General features: G+C 68.0%; 16 protein-coding genes and 1 pseudogene. 10 read left to right on the forward strand and 7 right to left on the reverse strand.

Features of this window, described 5'->3' with window-relative positions; translation table 11 throughout:
* Window positions 1-3: 3 nt before the first annotated feature.
* Together EZE58_RS07945 and EZE58_RS07950 are read right to left on the reverse strand one after the other, a co-directional pair.
* Window positions 4-1,314 carry an ISL3 family transposase gene (locus EZE58_RS07945; RefSeq protein ID WP_167560104.1) on the reverse strand — a complete coding sequence of 437 codons (1,311 nt, stop codon included), beginning with the start codon at window positions 1,312-1,314 and terminating at the stop codon, window positions 4-6.
* Between the two features lie 105 nt (window positions 1,315-1,419).
* The gene (locus EZE58_RS07950; protein WP_240941201.1) at window positions 1,420-2,019 is read right to left on the reverse strand and encodes a DNA-processing protein DprA; all 600 of its coding nucleotides are present in this window, start codon (window positions 2,017-2,019) and stop codon (window positions 1,420-1,422) included.
* Window positions 2,020-2,226: 207 nt separating this feature from the next.
* Between EZE58_RS07950 and EZE58_RS07955 the strand changes: the two genes are divergently transcribed.
* Window positions 2,227-2,598: a hypothetical protein gene (locus tag EZE58_RS07955; protein WP_006214184.1), complete on the forward strand. Its 372-nt coding sequence runs from the start codon at window positions 2,227-2,229 to the stop codon at window positions 2,596-2,598.
* Complete coding sequence (locus EZE58_RS07960; protein ID WP_006214186.1) at window positions 2,595-3,014, forward strand: recombinase family protein; 420 nt, start codon at window positions 2,595-2,597, stop codon at window positions 3,012-3,014. Before EZE58_RS07955 ends, EZE58_RS07960 begins: the two co-directional genes overlap by 4 nt.
* A 91-nt stretch (window positions 3,015-3,105) precedes the next feature.
* Here EZE58_RS07960 and EZE58_RS07965 read toward each other — a convergent pair whose 3' ends face one another.
* On the reverse strand, window positions 3,106-4,917 hold the full coding sequence (locus EZE58_RS07965; protein WP_167560223.1) for an ABC-F family ATP-binding cassette domain-containing protein: 1,812 nt from the start codon (window positions 4,915-4,917) through the stop codon (window positions 3,106-3,108).
* A 143-nt stretch (window positions 4,918-5,060) separates the two neighbouring features.
* A pseudogene (locus EZE58_RS07970) lies at window positions 5,061-6,368 on the reverse strand (ABC-F family ATP-binding cassette domain-containing protein); the annotation flags it as partial.
* A gap of 222 nt (window positions 6,369-6,590) precedes the next feature.
* Between EZE58_RS07970 and EZE58_RS07975 the strand changes: the two are divergent.
* From EZE58_RS07975 to deoC, 7 genes are all read left to right on the forward strand, one after another.
* On the forward strand, window positions 6,591-7,658 hold the full coding sequence (locus tag EZE58_RS07975) for a BMP family ABC transporter substrate-binding protein (protein ID WP_223289936.1): 1,068 nt from the start codon (window positions 6,591-6,593) through the stop codon (window positions 7,656-7,658).
* Between the two features lie 73 nt (window positions 7,659-7,731).
* Entirely contained in the window at window positions 7,732-9,327 is a 1,596-nt protein-coding gene (locus EZE58_RS07980) for an ABC transporter ATP-binding protein (RefSeq protein ID WP_063250524.1), read from the forward strand.
* Window positions 9,324-10,556 carry an ABC transporter permease gene (locus tag EZE58_RS07985; RefSeq protein WP_009376054.1) on the forward strand — a complete coding sequence of 411 codons (1,233 nt, stop codon included), beginning with the start codon at window positions 9,324-9,326 and terminating at the stop codon, window positions 10,554-10,556. The genes EZE58_RS07980 and EZE58_RS07985 overlap by 4 nt, the downstream gene beginning before the upstream one ends.
* A 1-nt stretch (window position 10,557) precedes the next feature.
* Window positions 10,558-11,844, forward strand: coding sequence for an ABC transporter permease (locus EZE58_RS07990; protein ID WP_009376052.1), 1,287 nt, complete (start codon window positions 10,558-10,560; stop codon window positions 11,842-11,844).
* 52 nt (window positions 11,845-11,896) lie between these two features.
* A complete protein-coding gene (locus EZE58_RS17395; protein WP_342474466.1) occupies window positions 11,897-12,487 on the forward strand; it encodes a cytidine deaminase in 591 nt (196 codons plus the stop codon).
* 34 nt (window positions 12,488-12,521) lie between these two features.
* Window positions 12,522-13,811 (forward strand): thymidine phosphorylase, encoded by a 1,290-nt coding sequence (locus EZE58_RS08000; RefSeq protein ID WP_009376049.1) that lies wholly within the window; start codon window positions 12,522-12,524, stop codon window positions 13,809-13,811.
* 64 nt (window positions 13,812-13,875) lie between these two features.
* Window positions 13,876-14,529 carry a deoxyribose-phosphate aldolase gene (gene deoC / locus EZE58_RS08005; protein ID WP_009376046.1) on the forward strand — a complete coding sequence of 218 codons (654 nt, stop codon included), beginning with the start codon at window positions 13,876-13,878 and terminating at the stop codon, window positions 14,527-14,529.
* Between the two features lie 63 nt (window positions 14,530-14,592).
* Here the strand turns inward: deoC and EZE58_RS08010 are convergent, their stop codons facing one another.
* Window positions 14,593-16,446 (reverse strand): phospho-sugar mutase, encoded by a 1,854-nt coding sequence (locus EZE58_RS08010; protein ID WP_167560227.1) that lies wholly within the window; start codon window positions 16,444-16,446, stop codon window positions 14,593-14,595.
* A 3-nt stretch (window positions 16,447-16,449) separates the two neighbouring features.
* Window positions 16,450-17,259: a purine-nucleoside phosphorylase gene (locus EZE58_RS08015; RefSeq protein WP_009376037.1), complete on the reverse strand. Its 810-nt coding sequence runs from the start codon at window positions 17,257-17,259 to the stop codon at window positions 16,450-16,452.
* A gap of 46 nt (window positions 17,260-17,305) precedes the next feature.
* Between EZE58_RS08015 and EZE58_RS08020 the strand changes: the two genes are divergently transcribed.
* Window positions 17,306-18,331, forward strand: a complete 1,026-nt coding sequence (locus tag EZE58_RS08020) for a GNAT family N-acetyltransferase (protein ID WP_009376035.1) — start codon at window positions 17,306-17,308, stop codon at window positions 18,329-18,331.
* Here the strand turns inward: EZE58_RS08020 and EZE58_RS08025 are convergent.
* Window positions 18,292-22,035, reverse strand: a complete 3,744-nt coding sequence (locus EZE58_RS08025; protein WP_167560229.1) for an FtsK/SpoIIIE domain-containing protein — start codon at window positions 22,033-22,035, stop codon at window positions 18,292-18,294. The genes EZE58_RS08020 and EZE58_RS08025 overlap by 40 nt on opposite strands.
* Between the last annotated feature and the right edge of the window lie 65 nt (window positions 22,036-22,100).

The following is a 22,100-nucleotide window of genomic DNA, read 5'->3' on the forward strand; positions in this document are numbered from 1 at the left end:
GGCTCATCGTAATTGAGAGTGTAGAACCGGTCTGAAGCCACCGGACTCGAGCAGACACCTCGCGATGTAATGCGTGAGGTTGCGGAATCCCAGCGCGGACCCGCGTAGATGCTCGAGTCTGCCGTTGATCGCTTCAGTGGGACCGTTCGACGTTCCCGGTCGGGTGAAGAACGCGAGCACATCAGCAGCTCGACGCTTCAACGTTCGTCCTAACCGTTTGAGCTCGACAAGTTCGGATGGCAGATTCGTTGTCAGGGCGTCGATGACCGTTTGCAAGAGTCTCTTGCCCTCTTTGCGGTCCGCGGTTCGGTAGGCGCTGACAATGTCTTGGTAGACGGCCCAGGTGACTTCGACTTCGGTGAAGTTCGGGTCAGCGAAGAGGTTCGCGATTCTTTCCTGCTGCTTGGTCGTGAGTAAGCTGCTGCCCGTGTGCAGAGTTCTTCTTGCCCGGTACAACGGGTCCTTTGCTCGTCCGCGATGGCCGGTTGTCTCTTGCTGAACTCGGCGACGTACCTCGTCGAGGGCATCACCGGCGAGTTTGACGACGTGGAAGGGGTCCATGACTTCGACAGCGTCGGGCAGCTCCTCAGCTGAGGCTGTTTTGAAGCCGGAGAATCCGTCCATCGCGACGACGTCGATGCCCTCACGCCAGTCTTTCGGTCGGTCTTTCAACCATTGTTTGAACACCTGCTTCGAACGGCCAGCCACCATGTCGAGCAGACGTGCCGAGCCTGTTCCCTCGCTGATCGGGGTGAGGTCGATGATGACGGTGACGTACTTGTCGCCACGCCGGGTATGCCGCCATACATGCTCGTCGACACCAATGACGCTGACCCCGTCGAAACGAGTCGGGTCGTTGATCAACAACCGCTGACCTTCAGCGAGGACGGCGGAGTTCGCGGTGTGCCAGGACACTGCGAGTTTCGCAGCGATGACGGACACGGTGTCGTGATCGATGACGAGGGCACGCAACGCCCAGTCGAGGCCGGTTCGCGAGATCTTCGCTCGTGGTGGTGCCGCGGCTGTGGCGTCTTGACGCCAGACGCGGCCACACTCGACGCATTTGTAACGGCGGAGGCGAAGATGAAGCGTGGTTGGTCGGTAGCCGAAAGGTTCGTGGGCCAGACGGCGGACGACGGTATCGCGAACGATCCCGTGGCCACCGCACCGACGGCACCAGTCATCAGCAGTGTTGGGCCGGCATTCCAGAATCGCCTTGTGCCCGGTGATGTTTTGGCCGGTGCAGGTCAGATCGAGGGTGTCGAGTCGGCAGAATGTCGTGAGGTCAGGGGTCGAGAAAGTAGGCTTGGCCACGTCGAGGTCTTTCGGATGGATTGTGTGAGAACTTCCATCATCGGAAGACCTCGACGTCTATCCGCGCAGCGACTCGCCGTGTCCTGGAATCACCGATCTACACTCTCAATTACGAAGAGCCGGATAAGGGCGGTCAACGCCGCCGGCCAGCACCGCGATCGTGCTCCCGCCTGCGGTCAGCGCAGCGCGGTGTGCTGCGGCGTCGATGCCATAGGCGCCACCGGCGACGATCGTGCGCTCGTGGTGCGCGAGATCGCTCGCGAGGTGCCCGGCGACCTGCACGCCGTACTCGCTGGCGGCTCTGGAGCCGGTGATCGTGACCCGATCCGTGAGAGCACCGGAAAGGAGCGATGTCGCCCCACGCGTCCACAGCAGGTACGGGGCGCGGGGGCCGAGGTCGTTGAGCGAGTGCGGCCAGTCCGTATCGGTCGGGATGAGCGTGGATATACCGGCTCGTTCCGCATCCGCGACACGGGCGGGGATGTCGCCCTCAATGCGCGGGGCGACGCGGTTGCGCCAGGCGATCGCATCGGCGCGGTTCATCTCCGGTACTGTGGCCTGGTCGTCTTCGAGCAGCCGCAGCGTCTCGACCCCGCCGACTCGGTGCAGGACGCGGCCGGTGGCCGCGTCGTCGGGCTCGGCGATCATCGACAGCATCATCCGCGCCTGCTGCTCACCCTTCGCCTGCTCTGCCAGCTTCGCCATGATCTGTGCCCCTTCCCAGACAGTCACGGGCAAGGTGCACCGCCAGCGACCGAGCACGGCCGACGGGGGCTACCGCGTGTCGTACGTGCGGCGTAGAGTGAGAAGCACAGAGGCAGATTCACCCCTCACCATGTAGGCCCCCTCGGGGCCGTCCTCCGGGACACTCCACACGTACTGCCTCACCACAGTTACGTGCTTGGAGGCATCATGTTCCGACTCATCTGGTTCGCCAGCATCCACATCCGCATCTTCATGCGCCGATGGATGCCGACCAACATCGTGCTCGACAAGGTCCGCACCCGTCACGGCCTCAAGTGGGGCCTCCCGGCAATGCTGCTCGCGATCCCATACTTTTACACCGCGAGCCTGCTGACCGTCATCATCCGTGACGGCGGGCCGGGCTGGCTCAACCTCGTCGTGCTCATCGCGATCTGGTCAGCGTTCAAGATGCTCTGGATCGGCCCCGTCAGCCTGGTCCTGCTCGCCCGCGTGCGCATCCACGAGCACACCGAGCGACGCCAGCGGCGCCAGGCACAGGGCGTCTCCTCCGCCCCGATCATGGCAGGGGGTGCGTCATGACCAAGGCGGTTCTCTACCTGCGCAGCGCGACCGACAGCGAAGCGCAGACCAACCAGCAGGCAGAAGACTGCCGGGAGTATCTGCACGAGCGTGGCCTGACCGAGGACGGCGTCTTCACCGATGCCGGCCACACAGGCCCCGGTCTCGCCCAGCTCCTCGACCCGGCCGCTAAGGGCGAGGTTACCGACGTGATCGTCGCCGAGATATGGCGCCTCGGCCGAGCCCCCGTGGCCAACCTGCGCACCGGCGACGCTCTCGACCGAGCCGGGGTCACCGTCCACGTCGCCACAGGCATCCTCACCGGCCCCGTCCTCGACGACTGCGTGCGAGGGTCGATGTACGAGTTGAGCATCGCCGATGCCCGGCGCATCGACGGCGATGCCGAGACCGAGAAAGACGATCCGCCCTTCGACTAACCACCCGACCTTCCCCGATACACAGTTCGCGCCTGTCACTCACGAAGCGGCAGGCGCGAACCCATGTATGCGGGACGGAAGCCCTGGCCCGTCAGGAGATCGACTCGGACAGCTCCAGCCACCGCTCTTCGAGCTCGGCGACCTCGTCCTCTGCCTGGCGCAGCTCATCGGTATGGCCTTGCAAGCCCTCGTAGTCGCTCTGGTCGTGGTCGGCGAGACGCTGATGGATGCGCTCGATGCTTCCCGACAGCTTCTCCAGCCGGCGCTCGATCGCGCCGATTTCCTTCTGCACCGCCCGGCGCTCCGCACCCGACAACTCCGAAGCCGAAGACGACGCCGCCGTCTTCTCCTCGCTGCTCTGAGCGCTCATCGGCGACGGGGTCACGGCCTGCTGCTCCTGTGCGGCTCGCAGCCGCAGATACTCGTCCACCCCGCCGGGCACGTGCCGCAACCCGCCGTCGAGGATCGCATACTGCTGGTCGGTGACCCGCTCCAGCAGGTAGCGGTCGTGAGAGACCACGATCAACGTGCCAGGCCACGAGTCCAGCAGGTCCTCCAGCGCCGCGAGCATGTCCGCGTCAACATCGTTCGTCGGCTCATCGAGAAGCAGCAGGTTTGGCTCGCTGAGCAGCAGCATCAGCAGTTGCAGCCGCCGCTTCTGCCCGCCGGAGAGGTCATCGACCCGTGCCGAGAGGTGTTCGCGGGCGAAGCCGAGCCGTTCGAGCAGCTGCGCCGGCGTGAGGTCCTTGCCGTCGATCTGGAACGTGGTCTTGGTGCGTGCCAGGACCTCGCGCACCCGGTCGCCGCCGATGTCGGCGAGCTGGGAGAACTGCTGATCGAGGATGCCGACCTGCACCGTCTTGCCTCGCTTGACCCGACCCTCGGTCGGCTCCAGAGTGCCGCAGATCAGCCCGAGCAGTGTGGACTTGCCCGCCCCGTTCGCGCCCAGGATGCCGGTGCGCTCACCCGGAGCGATCCGCCAGGTCACGTCATCGAGAACCTTCCGATCCCCGAAGCTCACGCTCACGTTCTCCAGGTCCACGACCTGCTTGCCCAGCCGGGCCACCGCGACCCGCTGCAGCTCGATGGGGTTGCGCACCGGCGGCACGTCAGCGATCAGCTCGTTGGCCGCGTCGATCCGGAACTTCGGCTTCGACGTGCGCGCCGGAGCGCCTCGCCGCAGCCACGCCAGCTCCTTGCGCATCAGGTTCTGCCGCTTGCTCTCGGCCGCAGCGGCCATCCGATCTCGCTCGACCCGCTGGAGCACGTAGGCGGCGTAGCCGCCCTCGAACGGCTCGACCGTGCCGTCGTGCACCTCCCACGTCTCGGTGCAGACCTCATCGAGGAACCAGCGATCGTGCGTGATGACCAGCAGTCCGCCGCTGTTCTTGGGCCAGCGTCGCTTCATGTGCTCGGCCAGCCAGGCGATGCCCTCAACATCAAGATGGTTCGTAGGCTCATCGAGAGCGATGAGTTCCCAGTCGCCCACCAGCAGGGCAGCGAGGGCCACGCGCCGCCGTTGCCCTCCGCTGAGTCGGCCGATCACCGCATCCCAGGAGATATCCGGGACCAGCCCGCCGATCACATCGCGGATGCGGGCATCGCTGGCCCACTCATGCTCCGGCGCGTCGCCGGCGATCGAGTACCCGACCGTGGCCTCCGGATCGAGGTCGTCACTCTGACCGAGCACGCCGAACCGCACGCCGCCGCGCCGGGTCACCCGACCCGCCTGCGGCTCGATTTGCCCCGAGAGCATCCCCAGCAGGCTCGACTTGCCGTCACCGTTGCGACCGACGATCCCGATCCGGTCGCCCTCCTCGATCCCGACCGAGAGCGAGTCGAAGACCACCCGCGTCGGGTACTCCAAGTGCAGCCCTTCGGCCCCCAGAAGAGGTGTAGCCATCAGCGACCACCCTTCCCGACCAGCGCGGTGCGGCACGGTACAACCCGCCTCGCACGGGTACGACACCCAGCAACGGGGTGTGACGCTGCCCTGCCACGACGGTAGAATCGAGGCGTCCGGAACGAACAACCCATCGAATTGTTGGGTTCGTCGAGGATGATGACATTGGGTTCGGACATGAGCAGAAGGAGGAGCTGCAGCCGCCGCTTCTGCCCACCGGAGAGGTCGTTGACCCGTGCCGAGAGGTGCTCGCGCGCGAAGCCGAGGCGTTCGAGCAGCTGAGCCGGCGTGAAGTCCCTGCCTTCGATCGTGAAGGTCGTCTTCGCCTCGGCGAGGACGTCGCGCACCCGACGACCCCCGATCTCGGCGAGGTCCTTGAACTGCTGGTCGAGGACGCCGACCTCGACGGTCTTGCCCCGCTTGACCCGACCGGTACTCGGCTCGAGGGTTCCGGCGATGAGGCCGAGCAGGGTCGATTTTCCGGCGCCGTTGGGTCCGAGGATGCCGGTGCGCTCGCCGGGACCGATGCGCCATGTGACGTCGTCGAGGATCTTCCTGTCCCCGAAGCTCACGGACACGTCGAGGAGGTCGACGACGTCCTTGCCGAGGCGGGCGGTGGCCATCTTCTTCAGTTCGATGGGGTTGCGCACCTCGGGGACGTCGGCGATGAGCTGGTTGGCCGCCTCGATGCGGAACTTCGGCTTCGACGTCCGGGCCGGGGCACCGCGGCGCAGCCACGCGAGCTCCTTGCGCATGAGGTTCTGACGCTTCGCCTCGGTGGCGGCGGCGATCCGGTCGCGTTCGACGCGCTGGAGGACGTAGGCGGCGTACCCGCCCTCGAAGGGCTCGACGATGCGGCCGTGGACCTCCCACGTCTTCGTGCACACCTCGTCGAGGAACCAGCGGTCGTGGGTGACCAGCAGGAGGGCACCGGAGTTCTTCGGCCAGCGGTTCTGCAGATGCCGGGCCAGCCACGCGATGCCGTCGACGTCGAGGTGGTTGGTCGGCTCGTCGAGGATGATGAGGTCCCAGTCCTCGACGAGGAGCGCGGCGAGCGCGACGCGGCGGCGCTGCCCGCCGGAGAGGCTGCCGATCGGCGCCTGCCAGTCGAGGTCGGAGATGAGGCCCGCGATGATGTCGCGGACCCTCGCATCGCCTGCCCACTCGTAGTCGGGCCGGTCCCCGACGACGGAGTGGCCCACGGTCGCCGTGTCCTCGAGGTCGTCGCGCTGCGTGAGCATCCCCAGGCGCAGGCCTCCGCGGTAGGTCACGCGTCCCGCGTCAGGGGTGATGGTGCCGGCGAGCATCCCGAGCAGGCTCGACTTTCCGTCGCCGTTGCGGCCGACGATGCCGATCATGTCCCCGGTGTCGACGCCGAGGGTCACGGAGTCGAAGACGATGCGGGTCGGGTATTCGAGGTGCAGGGCTTCGGCCCCGAGAAGATGTGCCATAACAGAGTCAAGGGTAGAGCACGGCGGACGCCACATTGCGTTTTCATATCGGTGTCGGACATCCGGATGGTAGACGCGCGTGAGACAAGGCTCACGTGCATTAGACTGGCCGAAAACTCACCGAAGTGTGACCGATCACCCAGTGGTTTCACATCTTCGTGACGAGTCGGCCGGTGGTCCTCCACCGTCGCCGGTGTCGGTTCTTCGAGAAAAGAGTAAACCTTGAAAAAGCTCGCATCTGCGGTCTCCATGGTCGCCGTATCCGCCCTTGCCCTCTCCGCCTGCGGTTCCGGCGACAGCGGCACGAACGCCGAGGACTACCTCGCCTGCATGGTCTCCGACTCCGGCGGCTGGGACGACCAGTCGTTCAACCAGTCGGGACGTGCGGGTCTGACGAAGGCCGTGGAGACCCTCGGCATCCAGGAGAAGCTCGCGGAGTCGCAGGGCGACGCGGACTTCACCCCAAATGTCGACAACATGGTCCAGCAGGGCTGCAACCTCACCTTCGGCGTCGGCTTCCTCCTCGAGGATGCGATCCAGTCCGCCGCCGAGGCCAACCCCGACCTCAACTTCGCGCTCATCGACTCGACGTTCTCCGACGCCGACGGCAACCCCGTCACCCTGGAGAACGCCAAGCCGCTTGTCTTCAACACCGCCGAGGCGGCCTACCTCGCCGGCTATGTCGCGGCGGCCACGTCGAAGTCCGGCAAGGTCGGCACCTTCGGCGGCATCCAGATCCCCTCGGTCACCGTCTTCATGGACGGCTTCGCCGACGGGGTGAAGAAGTTCAACGACGACAACGGCAAGAACGTCGAACTCCTCGGCTGGGACAAGGCCAAGCAGGAGGGCTCGTTCTCCGGCGACTTCGAGAACCAGGGCCAGGGCCAGGAGCTGACGAAGCAGCTCATCTCCCAGGGCGCCGACATCGTCATGCCCGTCGCCGGCCCCGTCGGCCTCGGTGCCGCGGCAGCCGCGAAGGAAGCCGGCGACGTCAAGCTCATCTGGGTCGACACCGACGGCTACGAGTCGACGGAGTACGGCGACATCATCCTCACCTCGGTGGTAAAGGAGATCGCCAACGCCGTCGAGGACACCGTCAAGGAGGGCACCGAGGACAAGTTCACCTCCGAGCCCTACGTCGGCACCCTCGAGAACGAAGGCGTGGGACTCGCTCCGTACCACGACTTCGACAAGGAGGTCCCCGAGGACGTGAAGACGAAGGTCGACGAGCTCAAGCAGCAGATCATCGACGGCACCATCAAGGTCGAGTCGGAGAACTCGCCTAAGTGATCAGCGGGGTAAACTGCAGGGTCGAAGTCTTTCGGCCCTGCAGTTTTCAAGTGTGTGAGGAGAGCGTCGAGCAGTGAAACTCGAGCTTCGCGGGATGACGAAGGTGTTCGGATCGTTCGTCGCCAACGACCACATCGACCTCACGGTCGAACCGGGCGAGATCCACGCCATTCTCGGTGAGAACGGCGCCGGCAAGTCGACGATGATGAACGTCCTCTACGGTCTCTACGACCCCGATGGGGGAGAGATCCTCATCGACGACAAGCCGGTGACCTTCGCCGGACCCGGTGACGCCGTGGCCGCGGGCATCGGCATGGTCCACCAGCACTTCATGCTCGTGCCCGTGTTCACCGTCGCCGAATCCGTGGCGCTCGGCTACGAACCGACGAAGAGCCTCGGCATCATCGACCTCGCCGAGGCGCGGGCGAAGGTCAGGGAGATCTCCTCCCGGTTCGGGTTCGACATCGACCCCGACGCCCTCATCGAGGACCTCCCCGTCGGTGCGCAGCAGCGAGTCGAGATCATCAAGGCTCTCTCCCGGGACGCGGAGATCCTCATCCTCGACGAGCCCACCGCCGTGCTCACCCCGCAGGAGACCGACGAGCTCATCTCGATCATGCGCCAGCTCAAGGAGCAGGGCACCTCGATCGTCTTCATCACCCACAAGCTGCGCGAGGTCCGCGCGATCGCCGATTCGATCACGGTCATCCGGCGCGGGAAGATCGTCGGCGAGGCGTCGCCGGAGTCCACCGAGGCGGAGCTCGCCAGCCAGATGGTCGGCCGCGAGGTGTCCCTGACGACGCAGAAGACCCCTGCCGCACCCGGGGACGCGACGTTCCAGGTGCGCGGGCTCACCGTCGTCGACAAGGCCGAGAACGTCGTCGTCGACGACGTCAGCTTCGACGTCCGCCGCGGCGAGATCCTCGCGATCGCCGGCGTCCAGGGCAACGGGCAGACCGAGCTCGCCGAGACGATCATCGGGCTCACCGAACCGCGCCTGGGCACGATCACCCTTGACGGGAAGGACCTCGTCGGCGCCAGCGTCAAGGACCGGCTGGGCACCGGCATCGGCTTCGTCCCCGAAGACCGCTCGACCGACGGCATCATCGCCGAGTTCGCGATCCGCGAGAACATGATCCTCGACGTCTACGACCGTCCCCCGTACGCGAAGGGCCTCAACCTCCGGCCCTCCGTCATCACCGCCGAGGCGAAGAAGAAGGTCGACGAGTTCGACATCCGCCTCGGCAGCGTCGCCGACCCCATCGCCACGCTCTCGGGCGGCAACCAGCAGAAGGTCGTCCTCTCCCGCGAACTCGGACGCGAGCTGCGCCTCTTCATCGCCAGCCAGCCCACCCGCGGCCTCGACGTCGGATCGATCGAGTTCGTCCACAAGCGCGTCATCGCCGAACGCGACACCGGCACCCCGTGCATCATCGTCTCGACCGAACTCGACGAGGTCTACGGACTCGCCGACCGGATCGCCGTGATGTACTCCGGGCGCATCGTCGGCATCGTCGGACCCGAGACCTCCCGGGAGGCGCTGGGCCTGATGATGGCCGGTGTCCCCGCCGAGGAGGCCATGTCGTCAGCGGGCACGGGCACTGCCGACCCTGCCGCCTCGACGACGACCCCAGACTCAGCCACCACCTCGGCGGAGGAGACCGAATGACGACTGACATTTCCCCGGCCGCGCCCTCCCCGGCCCCGCCGCCGACCGCCGAGGCGAAGCCGGGCAGGCAGCAGACGCTCCTCCAGGAGATCCTCTCGGGATCGTGGCTCGTCTCCCTGCTCGCGATCGTCCTCGCCCTCCTCGTCGGCGGCGTCCTCATCGCCGTCGCCAACGCCGAGGTCGTCGCCGCCGCGAAGAACATCCTCTCCGCCCCCGGAGCCTTCTTCTCCACGGTCTTCTCCACCGTCGGCGACGCGTACTCCGCGCTCTTCCGCGGGGCCGTCTTCGACTGGAACGCCCGCACCCCTGAGCGCGCGATCCGCCCGCTCACCGAATCCCTCGTCAGCGCCACCCCGCTCATCCTCACCGGCCTCGGCATCGCGCTCGCGTTCCGCTCGGGACTGTTCAACATCGGCGGCCAGGGCCAGGTCATCCTCGGTGCCACGGTCGCCGGCTTCCTCGGCTACGCACTGCCGCTGCCGCCCGTCGTCCACATGCTCGTCGCCGCTCTCGGCGGCATCATCGGCGGTGCGATCTGGGCGGGCATCGCCGGCGTCCTCAAGGCGAAGACCGGGGCGAATGAGGTGATCGTGACGATCATGCTCAACTCGATCGCCGGCTACCTGCTCGGCTACCTGCTCAAGCAGTCGTGGTTCACGCACACCCAGTCGGCGAACCCGCAGTCGCGCGCGATCGACGAATCCGCGCAGATGTTCCTCCTTCTGCCCCCGCCCTTCCGCCTCCACTTCGGGTTCATCCTCGCGATCCTCGCGACGATCTTCGTGTGGTGGCTGCTCGAGCGCTCGACCATCGGATTCGAGTTCAAGGCCGTGGGTGCGAACCCCCACGCCGCGCGCACAGCGGGCATCTCCGTGGCGAAGGTGACGGTCCTCGTCATGGTCATCGCCGGTGGCCTCGCCGGCCTCGGCGGTGCCGCACAGGTGCTCGGGACCGAGGACAAGCTCACCGGCGGCATCGCCGGGTCGATCGGCTTCGATGCGATCACCGTGGCCCTGCTCGGCCGGTCGAAGCCCTTGGGCACGTTCTTCGCCGGACTCCTCTTCGGCGCGTTCAAGGCCGGCGGATACCTCATGCAGTCGCAGACGGGCACGCCGATCGACATCGTCCTCGTCGTCCAGTCCGTCATCGTCCTGCTCATCGCGGCCCCGCCGCTCGTGAGGTCGATCTTCCACCTGCCTGCGCCGGTGCTCAAGCGGAAGGAGTCCTGAGATGAGCGCACAGACTCTTGACACCCCGACCGGGGCCCCGACGAAGGTGCTCGCGCCGATCGCATGGAAGTACCCGATCGTCTACTCCGTCCTCGCGCTCATCGCGCTCATCTTCTTCGGCATCATCGGCCGGGCCGGTGAGACGACGTTCCGGATCGCCTCGAGCGGTGACTTCTTCGCGATCCCCGACCTCGTCATCCCCTCGAAGGTCGCAGGTCTCGTCCTCTCGCTCGTCCTCGTCGCCATGGCTGCTGTCGCCGTGTGGTTCGCGGTGGGGCGCCGTCACCTCGACTCGTGGTTCCCGATGACCTTCGGCGTCGTCTTCGTCCTCGCGTTCCTGGCGTGGGCCGGAGGCGGCAGCGGCGGCGTCATCCCCATGACCACGCTGCTCGCCGGAGCACTGGCGCTGTCCGTGCCGCTCATCTTCGGCGCGATGTGCGGTCTCATCGGTGAGCGCTCGGGCATCATCAACATCGCCATCGAGGGCCAGCTTCTCGCCGGGGCGTTCCTCGCCGCGGTCGTCGCCTCGGTCGTGAAGAATCCGTATGCGGGACTCATCGCCGCACCCATCGCCGGTGCGCTCGTCGCCGTCGTGCTCACGTTCTTCGCTGTGAAGTACTGGGTCAATCAGATCATCATCGGCGTCGTCCTCAACGTCCTCGTCGTCGGCCTCACGAGCTTCCTCTACTCGACGGTGCTCACGGAGAACCCGGAGCTGTGGAACGCGCGGCAGAAGCTGCCGAACCTGCCGATCCCGCTGCTCTCGGACATCCCGATCCTCGGACGGGTGCTCTTCGACCAGAACATCCTCGTCTACATCATGTACGTCGTCGTCATCGCCCTCCAGATCTTCGTCTTCCGGTCGAAGTGGGGTCTGCGGATGCGTGCGGTCGGCGAACACCCGAAGGCCGCGGACACCGTGGGCATCAAGGTCAACTACACGCGCGTGCGCAACACGATCATGGCCGGAGCCATCGCCGGTCTCGGCGGTGCCTTCTTCACGATCGGCTCGGGCCTGGCCTTCGGCAAGGAGATGTCGGCAGGGCAGGGCTACATCGCCCTGGCCGCGATGATCCTCGGGAAATGGAACCCCAAGGGCGCGCTCTTCGCGGCCCTGCTCTTCGGGTTCTCGAAGAGCCTCGGCAACACACTGCAGTCGATCGGCACGCCCGTGCCCAACGAACTGCTGCTCATGCTGCCCTACATCGTCACGATCCTCGCCGTCGCCGGATTCGTCGGTCGGGTTCGCCCGCCGGCGGCCGAAGGCGTGCCGTACGTGAAGTCGTGATGATGGAGATGTGAGAGCCTGAACGCGACGAGGAGAGTGGAGGACAGCCATGATGTCTGAGCCGACGACCGGAGACGGTCCGATGTGGAGCGAACCCGAGCGGCGCGTCGAGGTCGCTGACCTCACCGAGGACACGTGGGACCTCCTGCGCGCCTCGGCGGTGGCGGCGATGGAGAAGGCCTACGCACCGTATTCGGCCTACCCGGTGGGGGCCTCCGCGCTCGTCGATGACGGTCGGATCGTCAGCGGCTGCAACATCGAGAACGCCTCGTACGGGGTGACCCTGTGCGCGGAGTGCTCGCTCGTCTCCGACCTCCTCATGACCGGGGGCGGACGCCTCGTGGCCTTCGACTGCGTCGACGGTCAGGGCAGGACGCTCGTCCCCTGCGGGCGCTGCCGACAGCTGCTCTTCGAGCACGGCGGGCCCGACCTCGTCCTCAACATGCCGGCAGGTCGGGAGACGATGGCCGTCGTCCTCCCCGACGCCTTCGGCCCGGGCAACCTCGGCGAGCACATCGGCCGCCACGCGAGCGATGGAGGCGGCGCTGCCGGGGACAGCTCTGCCGGGGGCGGAGGCGACGACGTGGCCGGCGACGACGGCACGGCCGACAGCCTCGGCGAGCACGATCACCCGAAGCACTGACGCACCACATTCTTACCCACGACCGGAGGACCACGTGACCGTAGAGGCATTCGACGCCGTCGACGTCATCGCGACCAAACGCGATGGGAAGCCGTTGCCGAAGGACCAGATCGACTGGGTCATCGACGCGTACACGCGCGGCGTCGTCGCCGACGAGCAGATGGCGGCACTGGCCATGGCGATCTTCCTCAACGACATGGGGCCTGAGGAGATCGCGCACTGGACCCAGGCGATGATCGCCTCGGGGGAGCGGATGGACTTCTCCTCGCTGTCGCGCACGACCTCGGACAAGCATTCGACGGGTGGGGTCGGGGACAAGATCACCCTGCCGCTCGCCCCGCTCGTCGCCGTCTTCGACGTCGCCGTCCCGCAGCTCTCCGGCCGCGGTCTCGGGCACACGGGCGGCACCCTCGACAAGCTCGAGGCGATCCCCGGCTGGCAGGCGGGACTGAGCAATGAGGAGATCCTCACCCAGCTCGAGGACATCGGCGCCGTCATCTGCGCCGCGGGCTCCGGGCTTGCTCCGGCGGACAAGAAGCTCTACGCCCTGCGGGACACGACCGCGACCGTCGACTGCATCCCGCTCATCGCCTCGTCGATCATGTCGAAGAAGATCGCCGAGGGCACCGCGGGCCTCGTCCTCGACGTCAAGGTCGGCTCCGGGGCGTTCATGAAGGACCTCGAGAAGGCGCGTCGGCTCGCCCGGACGATGGTCGACCTCGGGAAGGCCGCGGGAGTGGAGACCTCCGCGCTGCTCACCGACATGTCGACGCCGCTCGGCCTGACAGTCGGCAACGCCCTCGAGGTGCGCGAGTCCGTCGAGGTCCTCGCCGGCGGGGGACCCTCCGACGTCGTCGACCTCACCGTGGCGCTCGCCGAGGAGATGCTGCGCCTGGCGGGCAAGACCGATGTCGACGTCCGCGCGGCGCTCAACGACGGCCGGGCGATGGACAAGTGGACGGCGATGATCCGCGCTCAGCACGGTGACCCCGAGGCCCCGCTGCCGGTGGCCAAGGACACCGAGGTCGTCTTCGCCCCCGAGTCCGGGGTGCTCACCAAACTCGACGCGCTCTCCGTCGGGGTCGCCTCGTGGCGCCTCGGCGCCGGTCGCGCCCGGAAGGAGGACCCGGTGCAGGCCGTCGCCGGCATCGAACTCCACGCGAAGCCCGGGGACACCGTCGCCGCCGGCGACCCGCTGCTCACCCTGCACACCGACACTCCGGAGCGCTTCGAACGGGCGCTCGAGTCCCTCGTCGGCGCCTACGAGATCGGGGGAGACACCGACTCCGTCGCCGACTCGATCGTCCTCGAGACGATCACGTAGACCCAGACCGAGACCAGCCCACGACACCGCAGACGAACACCTGCACCCACTTCTGGAGGACACCATGACCAGCCGCACCGACGTCGCGACAATCATCGACCACACCCTGCTCAAGCCCGAGGCGACTCCGGCCGACGTCGACGCCCTCGTCGCTGAGGCGAAGGAACTGGGCGTGCTCGCCGTGTGCGTCTCCCCGTCGATGCTGCCGCTGAGGGAGACCGGTGACCTCGTCGTCGCCACCGTCGTCGGATTCCCCTCAGGCCAGGTCAAGCCGGAGATCAAGGCCGCTGAGACCGAGCGCGCCGTCGCCGACGGAGCCGACGAGGTCGACATGGTCATCAACATCGGCCAGGCGATCGCCGGGGACTATGACGCCGTCGAGGCCGACATCCGCGGAGTCGTCGAGGCCAGCGGCGATGCGCTCGTCAAGGTGATCATCGAGTCGGCAGCCCTGACCGATGAGCAGATCGTCGAGGTCTGCGCTCGCGCCGAGGCGGCCGGAGCCGACTTCGTCAAGACCTCGACCGGCTTCCACCCGGCAGGAGGAGCGAGCGCCCACGCCGTCGCCCTCATGCGCGAGACCGTCGGCGACCGCCTCGGCGTCAAGGCCTCCGGCGGCATCCGCACCGTCGAAGCCGCCGAGGAGATGATCTCCGCTGGTGCCTCGCGTCTCGGCCTCTCCGGTTCGGCTGCGATCCTCGCTGGGCTGAGCGACTGAGGGCCGCCGGCACGGTGAACCCGCACGGACACGGTCCATGCGCCGTGTCCACCGTGCTTCGGCTCAGAGCCCGAAGTAGGCCTTGAGCTCCGCGGAGATCGTCGACAGCCGTTCGCGCAGCGCCGGACCCAGGGCCGCACTCGCCGAGGAGTTCCCGGCCGAGAGCCCGGCGGCGGCGAGGGCACGGTCGTCTTCTGCTCGGGCCGCCTCGGCGAGCTCCGGAGTCCCGACGACCTCGAGGTAGCACTTGAGTTTGGGCTCTGTGCCTGAGGGCCGGACGATGACCCGGGAATCCGACTCCGAGAGCAGGAGGATGCCGTCGGTCGGCGGCAGGCCGTCGAAACCGCTCGAGAGGTCGTGGACCGCGACGACGGGGGAGCCGGCCAACATCGCCGGCGGGTCCTCCCGCAGCTTCGCCATCGCCGCGGCGATGAGTGAGACGTCGTCGAGGCGGAAGCTCAGCGGAGCCGTCGCGTAGTACCCGTCGCGGGAGCGGATCCGGTCGAGTTCGGCCTCGATCGACGATCCTTCGTGTTCGAGGCGTGAGGCCAGCGCTGCGAACGTCACGGCCGCGGAGATGCCGTCCTTGTCACGGACGACACTCGGATCGACGCAGTAGCCGAGCGCCTCCTCGTAGCCGAAGACGAGCCCCGGCACGCGGGAGATCCACTTGAAGCCGGTGAGCGTCTGCACGGCGGCGAACCCGTGAGCCTGTACGGCTGCCGCGAGTCCGCGGGAGGAGACGATCGAATTCGCGAAGACGGGGGTCGTCTGCGACTCCGGCGCGGGCGGGGTGGAAGCCGGTGCTTCGGCCGCCAGGCGGGCGGCGATGTCCTCGCCGAGGAGGAGTCCCACCTCGTCGCCGGTCAGCTGCCGGAACCCAGTCGGTGCCGTCGCGTCGGGGATCGCTGCCGAGAACCGGTCCGCATCGGGGTCGTTGGCGATGATGAGGTCGGCGTCGATCTCCCGGGCCAGAGCGTACGACTCGTCGAGCGCACCGGCCTCCTCCGGATTGGGGAAGGTCACCGTCGGGAAGTCGGGGTCTGGGGCCTGCTGACTCGACACCGGGTGGACGTCGGAGAACCCGGTGAGGGCGAGGGCCGCCTCGGCGACTCCGGCACCGACACCGTGGAGGGAGGTCAGCACGATCCGCAGGTCGGCGCTCGCGCGAACCCCGAGGGCCTCGATGGACTCGAGGTAGGAGTCGACGATCGAGGAGTCGAGGAGCTCCCACCCGGATTCGGCGCGCGGGACCGAGGCGACGGAGGGCACCTCGGCGATCCTCTCCGCGATGAGCGCATCTGCGGGTGGGACGATCTGGGCTCCGGCACCCGCCCGGGCGGTCGCGGCGTCGGGCTCGATCGCGAGCAGCGGACGCTGCCCGAGATAGACCTTGTAGCCGTTGTCCGCGGGCGGATTGTGGCTGGCGGTGACCATGACCGCGGCGTCGGCCCGTAAGTGGGTGAGGGCGAACGCAGTGAGCGGGGTCGGCAGCTGCTCGGGCAGCTGGATGGCCACACCACCGGCGGCGGTGACGACGGCGGCGGTGTCCCGGGCGAAGTCGGCCGATTTGTAGCGGGCATCGCAGCCGATGACGACGCGGAAGCCCGGTCCCACGGTCTCGGCGAGGAACGCCGAGAGGCCGGCGGCGGCGCGGATGACGACCGAACGGTTCATCCGGTTCGGCCCGGCGGCGATCTCCCCGCGCAGTCCCGCGGTGCCGAAGACGAGGGGACCTGAGAACCGGTCCTCGAGGTCGGCGAGCGCCGCCGCATCCCCGGCCTCCGCCTCGGCGAGGATGCTCGTCAGTGACGTCGCGGTCTCCTCATCGGGGTCATCGGCGATCCAGGCGCGGACGGTCTCGGCGTCGAATCCCTGCGTGAAGCGGTCGGCGACGCGTTCGGTCGAGGCACTCATGTCTCAGAGCTTTCCGACGATGTCGGCGAGCAGCCGGGAGATCCGCGGAGCGGCAGCGGCACCGGCCTCGATGACCTCGGCGTGGGAGAGCGGGGTCTCCTGGATGCCGGCGGCGAGGTTCGTCACGAGCGAGATGCCCATGAGCTCGAGTCCTGCCTGACGTGCGGCGATGGCCTCGAGCGTCGTCGACATGCCGACGAGGTCGGCGCCGAGGATCCCGGCCATGCGCACCTCGGCGGGCGTCTCGTAGTGGGGGCCGGAGAACTGGGCGTAGACACCCTCATCGAGGGTGGGGTCGATCTCCTTGGCGATGCCGCGCATGCGCGGGGAGTAGAGGTCGGTGAGGTCGACGAAGTTCGCGCCCTCGATGGGGGAGGTGCCGGTGAGGTTGATGTGGTCGGAGATGAGGACCGGGGTGCCGGGTTTCCAGTTCCGGTTGAGTCCGCCGCAGCCGTTGGTGAGGACAAGGCTCTGGCAGCCGGCGGCTGCGGCTGTGCGCACCCCGTGGGCGACGGCGCGGACACCCTTGCCCTCGTAGTAATGGGTGCGCGAGCCGAGGACGAGAGCGTACTTCCCGCTCGATTCGATCCGGACCGTCCGCAGGGTCGCGCCGTGTCCGGCGACGGCCGGGGCGTGGAAGCCGGGGACTTCGGCGGCGGGGATCTCACTGACCGTTTCGCCGAGCAGCTCGGCTGCTCCACCCCATCCGGATCCGAGGACGAGGGCGATGTCGTGGGAGTCGATCCCGGCGGCGGAGTTGATGGTCGTGGCCGCTGCCTGTGCGGCGGCGGTAGGATCGCTTAAGTCAGTCATGACGCCAAGATTATCAACATCTGACATGCCGCTAGGAGCGCTTCCCATGCCGATCAGACCACTTGCCGACGGTGACGATCTGCGACTGAACGAGGTGTTCGCCGATGCCCCGACTCCGGCCGCTCACATGGCCCGCTCCCTGTTCCGGCCGGCCTCCGACTCGCCGCTGCTGCGCTCCGTCCTCGCCGAGGTGGTCCCCGGTGTCCCCGTCGGTGCCGCAGCGATCATGGAATCCCCGCTTCACCCGCACCGAGCGTGGGTGAACGTCGAGGTCGCCGCCGAGGAGCGCGGGCACGGTCTTGGGCGTGAGCTCTTCGAGGCGGTGTCCGCCGAGACCGCCGGCACCGCGCTCGAAGGCCTTGACCTCCGTGCCCGTGTCGAGGCCGGAAGCGTCGGGGAGAAGTTCGCCGAGGCGCTCGGCTTCGTGCCGCTGACGACGACGCGGGTGATCAAGGTTCCCGCTGGTGCTCTGCCGCCGAGCGGCGGCGGCCGCGCCGAGGACCTCGAGATCGTCTCGACGGGCTCGGTCAAGCTGACGAAGGCGTTCGCTCAGTGGTACGCGGCGGTCAACCGTGATGATGCGGTCGCGCCGCTGACGATCGGTCAGGTGGCCACGGCGTTCCTCTCCGAGGCCGCCGGTGCCCACGGTGCGGCCCTGCTCACGAGCGATTCCGCGGCGGCCGGTTCCGGCAGCGATGCGGCGAGCGGGCTGAGTGCCTTCGCCGTCTCCTATGCCCGCGAAGCCGAGCCTGCACCGGTCGGCGGTGCCCAGGATGCCTCGGCGAACCTGCCCGGGAACGCCGAGGAGGAGCCGGCGACGGAACTCATCCTCGGCTCGATGTTCGAGACCCGCGAGGACGTCGCCGACGCATCACCCGAGCAGTTCGAGGCGGCGGTCGCCGACGCCGAGTTGCTGCTCGCGAGGCTCTCGGTCGACGCCGATGTCGTCATCGAAGGTACGAGCGGGATGCCGGTCGTCTCCGCGCTCGCCGATCGGCTCCTCGCCGCCGGCCAGGCGAGTGAACTCTACCGTTATGAGACGCTCACGGGACCTCCTGCCGATACGCACTGAGACGGGTCCGACATCGCCGCGGCCCGGAACAGTCTGACCGCGCGGGTGCGCTCCTCGGTGACGAACCATCCGGTCCCCGGGGTGCCGTCGAGCGGAGGCAGACCGAGGATTCCCAGATCACTGAGGTCCTGTCGGGTGTGGCTGCCGATCACCAGCACCGGGCCGAGGGTGTGCGCTCTGCTCAGGGGCGAACCGTACCCGGGGGTGAAGCGCACCGGCATCGTCACGACATGGAGCCCGCCGTCACGGAGGTCGAGTGCGGCCGCGTCGCCGAGCAGGTGCGCATCGTCGGTGATGTGGATGTCCCGACCGGTCGCCAGCATCCTCTGTGCCAGTTCGGTCCGCCCGCTCTTCGGGGAGCCGCGCACGGTGAGCACGGAGCCGTCTCGGGCAGGGTCCCAGTCGACGACGGCGCCGAAGGGGTCGACACCAAGTGGAACCGTTCCCTTTCCCCATCGGCGGATCGCCTCGGCAGTCGCGTCGTCGAGGCAGCGGTCATCGTCGAGACCGTGCCACCGGGGTTGAGCTCTGAGCCGGGGTGACCTGTTCGCGCATGACCCGCCGGCCACCGCATGAGCCTGGGTGGCCGGGGGCCGAGAGGCTGGAGTCCGACTGGCCGGGGTCCCAGTGGCAGGGACGTCGCCGATGTCGGGGGCGTGCGGGTCGAAGAGTCTGAGTTGCAGGTCGGCGCCCTCGCTGCCGGTCGTCGCGACGCGGGGACCGGTGAGGACCGCACGCAGGCGCGGCCATGTCCCGAGGAAGCGCTGCCGGGAGAGCCCGACACTCAGTCCGTCGCCGCCGTTGCTCGGTGGGAAGGTCACTCTCGTCGGGAAGGTCGACGTGCTCAGCAGCGCCGAACGACATCCGGCGAGGAGGAAGGTGAGGCCGAAGCCCGCCGCGTGGGCGAGGAGACGCTCGAGGGCTCCCGCCGTTCGGTGGTCGAGGGAGTCGACGAGTTCGCTCCAGTGGTCGCAGACGACGAGCGTCGGCTCCGGCCTGCTCGCACTCTCGGTCGTCCGGGAAAGGTGATCGATGACGACATGGAGCCGCCATCCTGAGGCCGTCCCGCATCGGATCGCCGCCCAGTCGATGATCTCGGCGATGCGACCGAGGGCGACGATGCGATGGGTAACCGAGGCACTGGCCGCCATCTGTGCGAGAGCTGCGGCGACGTCGGAGCCGGGATCCCCGATGACGGCGACCGAGCCGTCGACGTGTGGATCAAAGGTCCATACGTACTGACTCTGTTCGGCGGGAATGTCGACGATTCCCGTGAACGGCGGTCGCGGTGCCAACTGGTCCCGGCCTGCTGCCGACCGGTCGAGGCTTGCCGCTCGAGCGGCGACTCCATCGGTCTCGGGCAGAGGCGGGCGCACCACTCGACCCTGACTCACCGCCGTCGTCGGTGAGGCACGACGGTGGGCGTCGACGAGGCGGTCGACCGATATCCCCCGGACATCGCCGGTGGTCGACCCGGCGTCGCACCCGGGACTCCACGGTCGCAGTCGCAGGCGGTGCGGGCCGGGGTCGGCGACCGCCTCGGCGAAGGGGACAGCCACGCGGAAACGGGTGAGAGAGGATCCGGCATCGAGCAGCGCTGTCCCAGGGCACCCCGGCGGCAGGTGGGCGGCGTCGGGAACTCCGATGACGTCGAGGGAGTCAGCGTCGTCGCGGACCCGCAGGCAGATCCGGATGTTGATGTTCGCCTTCATCTGACCGGTGACGATGCCAAGCGGCCGCTGGGTGGCGAGGATGAGGTGGACGCCCAGCGACCGCCCGAGGGCAGTGAGATGTTCGAGGAGGTCGGCGGCACGGGGGTGGGTCGACATGAGGGCATGGAATTCGTCGATGACGACGACGAGGCGGGGTGGAGGGTCGGCGAGGTCGTCGATCGAGGCGCAGCCATGGGCGGCGAGCAGTCGCTCACGGCGCGTGATCTCCGCCCGAACGGAGACGAGCGCGCGGAAGGCGGCGGCGGAGTCGAAGTCGTCGAGGACGCTGTCGGTGTGAGGCAGCGCTTCAAGCGGCGCGAAGGTGGCTCCTCCCTTGAAGTCGATGAGGATGAACGCGACCTGGTCGGGAGGGTGCTCGAGCGCCAGGCCCAGGAGCCAGGTCTGGAGGAGCAGCGACTTCCCGCTGCCTGTCGTGCCGGCGACGAGGGCATGGGGTCCGTCCCGGAAGAGGTCGATGCTCACCGTGCCCGCGGGTCCTCTTCCGACGATCACGGGACGGTGGGATCGTGCGTTCCACCGACCGATGATCGACGACGGAGAGTCGTCGTAGTGGTCTCCGAGACCGTGGTGGAGGTCGACTGCCGTCGCCGGCGGTGAGCTGCCGGACACGAGGCTGTGAAACCGGCCCGGCGGCATGAGGCTGGCAGTGAACTGCCTCCCCGGGACCGGGCCGTCGGGGGCCGTCGACGTCGTCGTCCGGGCCCGGCCGAGCCTGCTGAGTACGAAGGCGACCGTGGCGGTCGGTGCGGGTGCCTCCAGACGGAGGATGGCGCATGTTCCGGTGCTGTCGATGTCGAGGGCGATTTCCGCTGACGTGCGAGGGTCGGTGGCCGTTGCGGTCCCGGAGGCGGCAGCGAACCCGACGAGTTCGGGGCGGCGTTCGAGGTTCGCCGAAAGTCTCCATTCCCACCGCCGATCGGCAAGCCAGGCCAGGAGCATCGACAGCAGGAGGTCGTGCTCGCCGGTGACGACGATCGAGGTCACTCGCGGGTCGACCGAGATCGGAGTGTCTGCGATGACGGCGTGCTCGTCGAAGTGATCGATGCGGTCGGCCAACTCCGGTGCGATGCTGATGCGACTGATGCTCGACCCGAACCCGAGGCACAGTCCGGGGATCTCCATGGCGTCACGACGGCGTGCGCCGACGAGGCCCTCGGCACGGGTGACGGCCGCGTCGAGCGCGAGAGCGGTGTCGACGAGGTGTTGGGCGCTCTCGCGCGTGAATCGACGCTTCTCGACGATGTGGGCAAGGTAACCGGACAGGGGCGCAGACAGGCTGAAGAGGAGGAACCACCACATGCCCGTGAGCAGGGCGAGGGCGATGCCGATTCCGATCGGGATGAGGAATGCCCACCACTGCGGGGGCCGGGCCGGGCGCGGCTCCTCGACCGCGGCCGGGGCGACGTGGACGGTGTCGCGTCCACCGATTCCTGACGGCGGAGGGGGCGGTGCACCGCGCCCGACCCGGTCGAGGACGGATCCGGGAACGACGATCGAGGATCCGATCACGGTGTGGGTCCCTGAGGCGCCGAGATCGAGGAGGGTGGGCGAGCGGGAGAGACAGGGATCGGCGAGGAGGAGCGCTCCGTCGGTCGGGACGCGGCTGAGCAGGGTCGTCCTGGGATCGATGTGCAGATCGAACCCCGAATCCGGACCGGCGACGACCGCGACGCTCGTCGGTCCGCTCCCGCGTTGGAACCGGTGGGCGCCGATCACGGTGACCGGGTGGTCCGCCCGCCACTCGGCCCACGTCGGTGTGCGGATGCTGTGGCGCTCGCCCTCGGCCATGTCAGGGTCCGCCGACGGGAGGTCGCCAGGACGATCGGCGGCGCCCACCTCGTCGACGGAAACAGGTCTGCCGAGGACGGTCGAGAGGACGTCGAGCAGCGGCAGATCGCCGTCGGCATCGAGGATGTCGGTGCGAACGTGGGCGCTGCGATCGATGGTCTGGAGCACTCCGGTCGTCCTCATCGTCACAGCGTTGCCGACCAGTACCGCGGTGCCAACCCCGTTCCGCACCCCTGTGGATTCCCGCT

This window comes from Brevibacterium sp. LS14 (assembly GCF_012027885.1).
Classification (GTDB): domain Bacteria; phylum Actinomycetota; class Actinomycetes; order Actinomycetales; family Brevibacteriaceae; genus Brevibacterium; species Brevibacterium casei.

Excerpts from the sequence above, each read along its gene's own strand:
- EZE58_RS07965 (WP_167560223.1), bottom strand. The coding sequence starts at position 4,917 with ATGGCTACACCTCTTCTGGGGGCCGAAGGGCTGCACTTGGAGTACCCG.
- EZE58_RS07960 (WP_006214186.1), top strand. The coding sequence starts at position 2,595 with ATGACCAAGGCGGTTCTCTACCTGCGCAGCGCGACCGACAGCGAAGCG.
- EZE58_RS08025 (WP_167560229.1), bottom strand. The coding sequence starts at position 22,035 with ATGAGGACGACCGGAGTGCTCCAGACCATCGATCGCAGCGCCCACGTT.
- EZE58_RS08020 (WP_009376035.1), top strand. The coding sequence starts at position 17,306 with ATGCCGATCAGACCACTTGCCGACGGTGACGATCTGCGACTGAACGAG.
- EZE58_RS08010 (WP_167560227.1), bottom strand. The coding sequence starts at position 16,446 with ATGAGTGCCTCGACCGAACGCGTCGCCGACCGCTTCACGCAGGGATTC.
- EZE58_RS07950 (WP_240941201.1), bottom strand. The coding sequence starts at position 2,019 with ATGGCGAAGCTGGCAGAGCAGGCGAAGGGTGAGCAGCAGGCGCGGATG.
- EZE58_RS07985 (WP_009376054.1), top strand. The coding sequence starts at position 9,324 with ATGACGACTGACATTTCCCCGGCCGCGCCCTCCCCGGCCCCGCCGCCG.
- EZE58_RS17395 (WP_342474466.1), top strand. The coding sequence starts at position 11,897 with ATGTCTGAGCCGACGACCGGAGACGGTCCGATGTGGAGCGAACCCGAG.
- EZE58_RS07955 (WP_006214184.1), top strand. The coding sequence starts at position 2,227 with ATGTTCCGACTCATCTGGTTCGCCAGCATCCACATCCGCATCTTCATG.
- EZE58_RS08015 (WP_009376037.1), bottom strand. The coding sequence starts at position 17,259 with ATGACTGACTTAAGCGATCCTACCGCCGCCGCACAGGCAGCGGCCACG.
- deoC (WP_009376046.1), top strand. The coding sequence starts at position 13,876 with ATGACCAGCCGCACCGACGTCGCGACAATCATCGACCACACCCTGCTC.
- EZE58_RS07990 (WP_009376052.1), top strand. The coding sequence starts at position 10,558 with ATGAGCGCACAGACTCTTGACACCCCGACCGGGGCCCCGACGAAGGTG.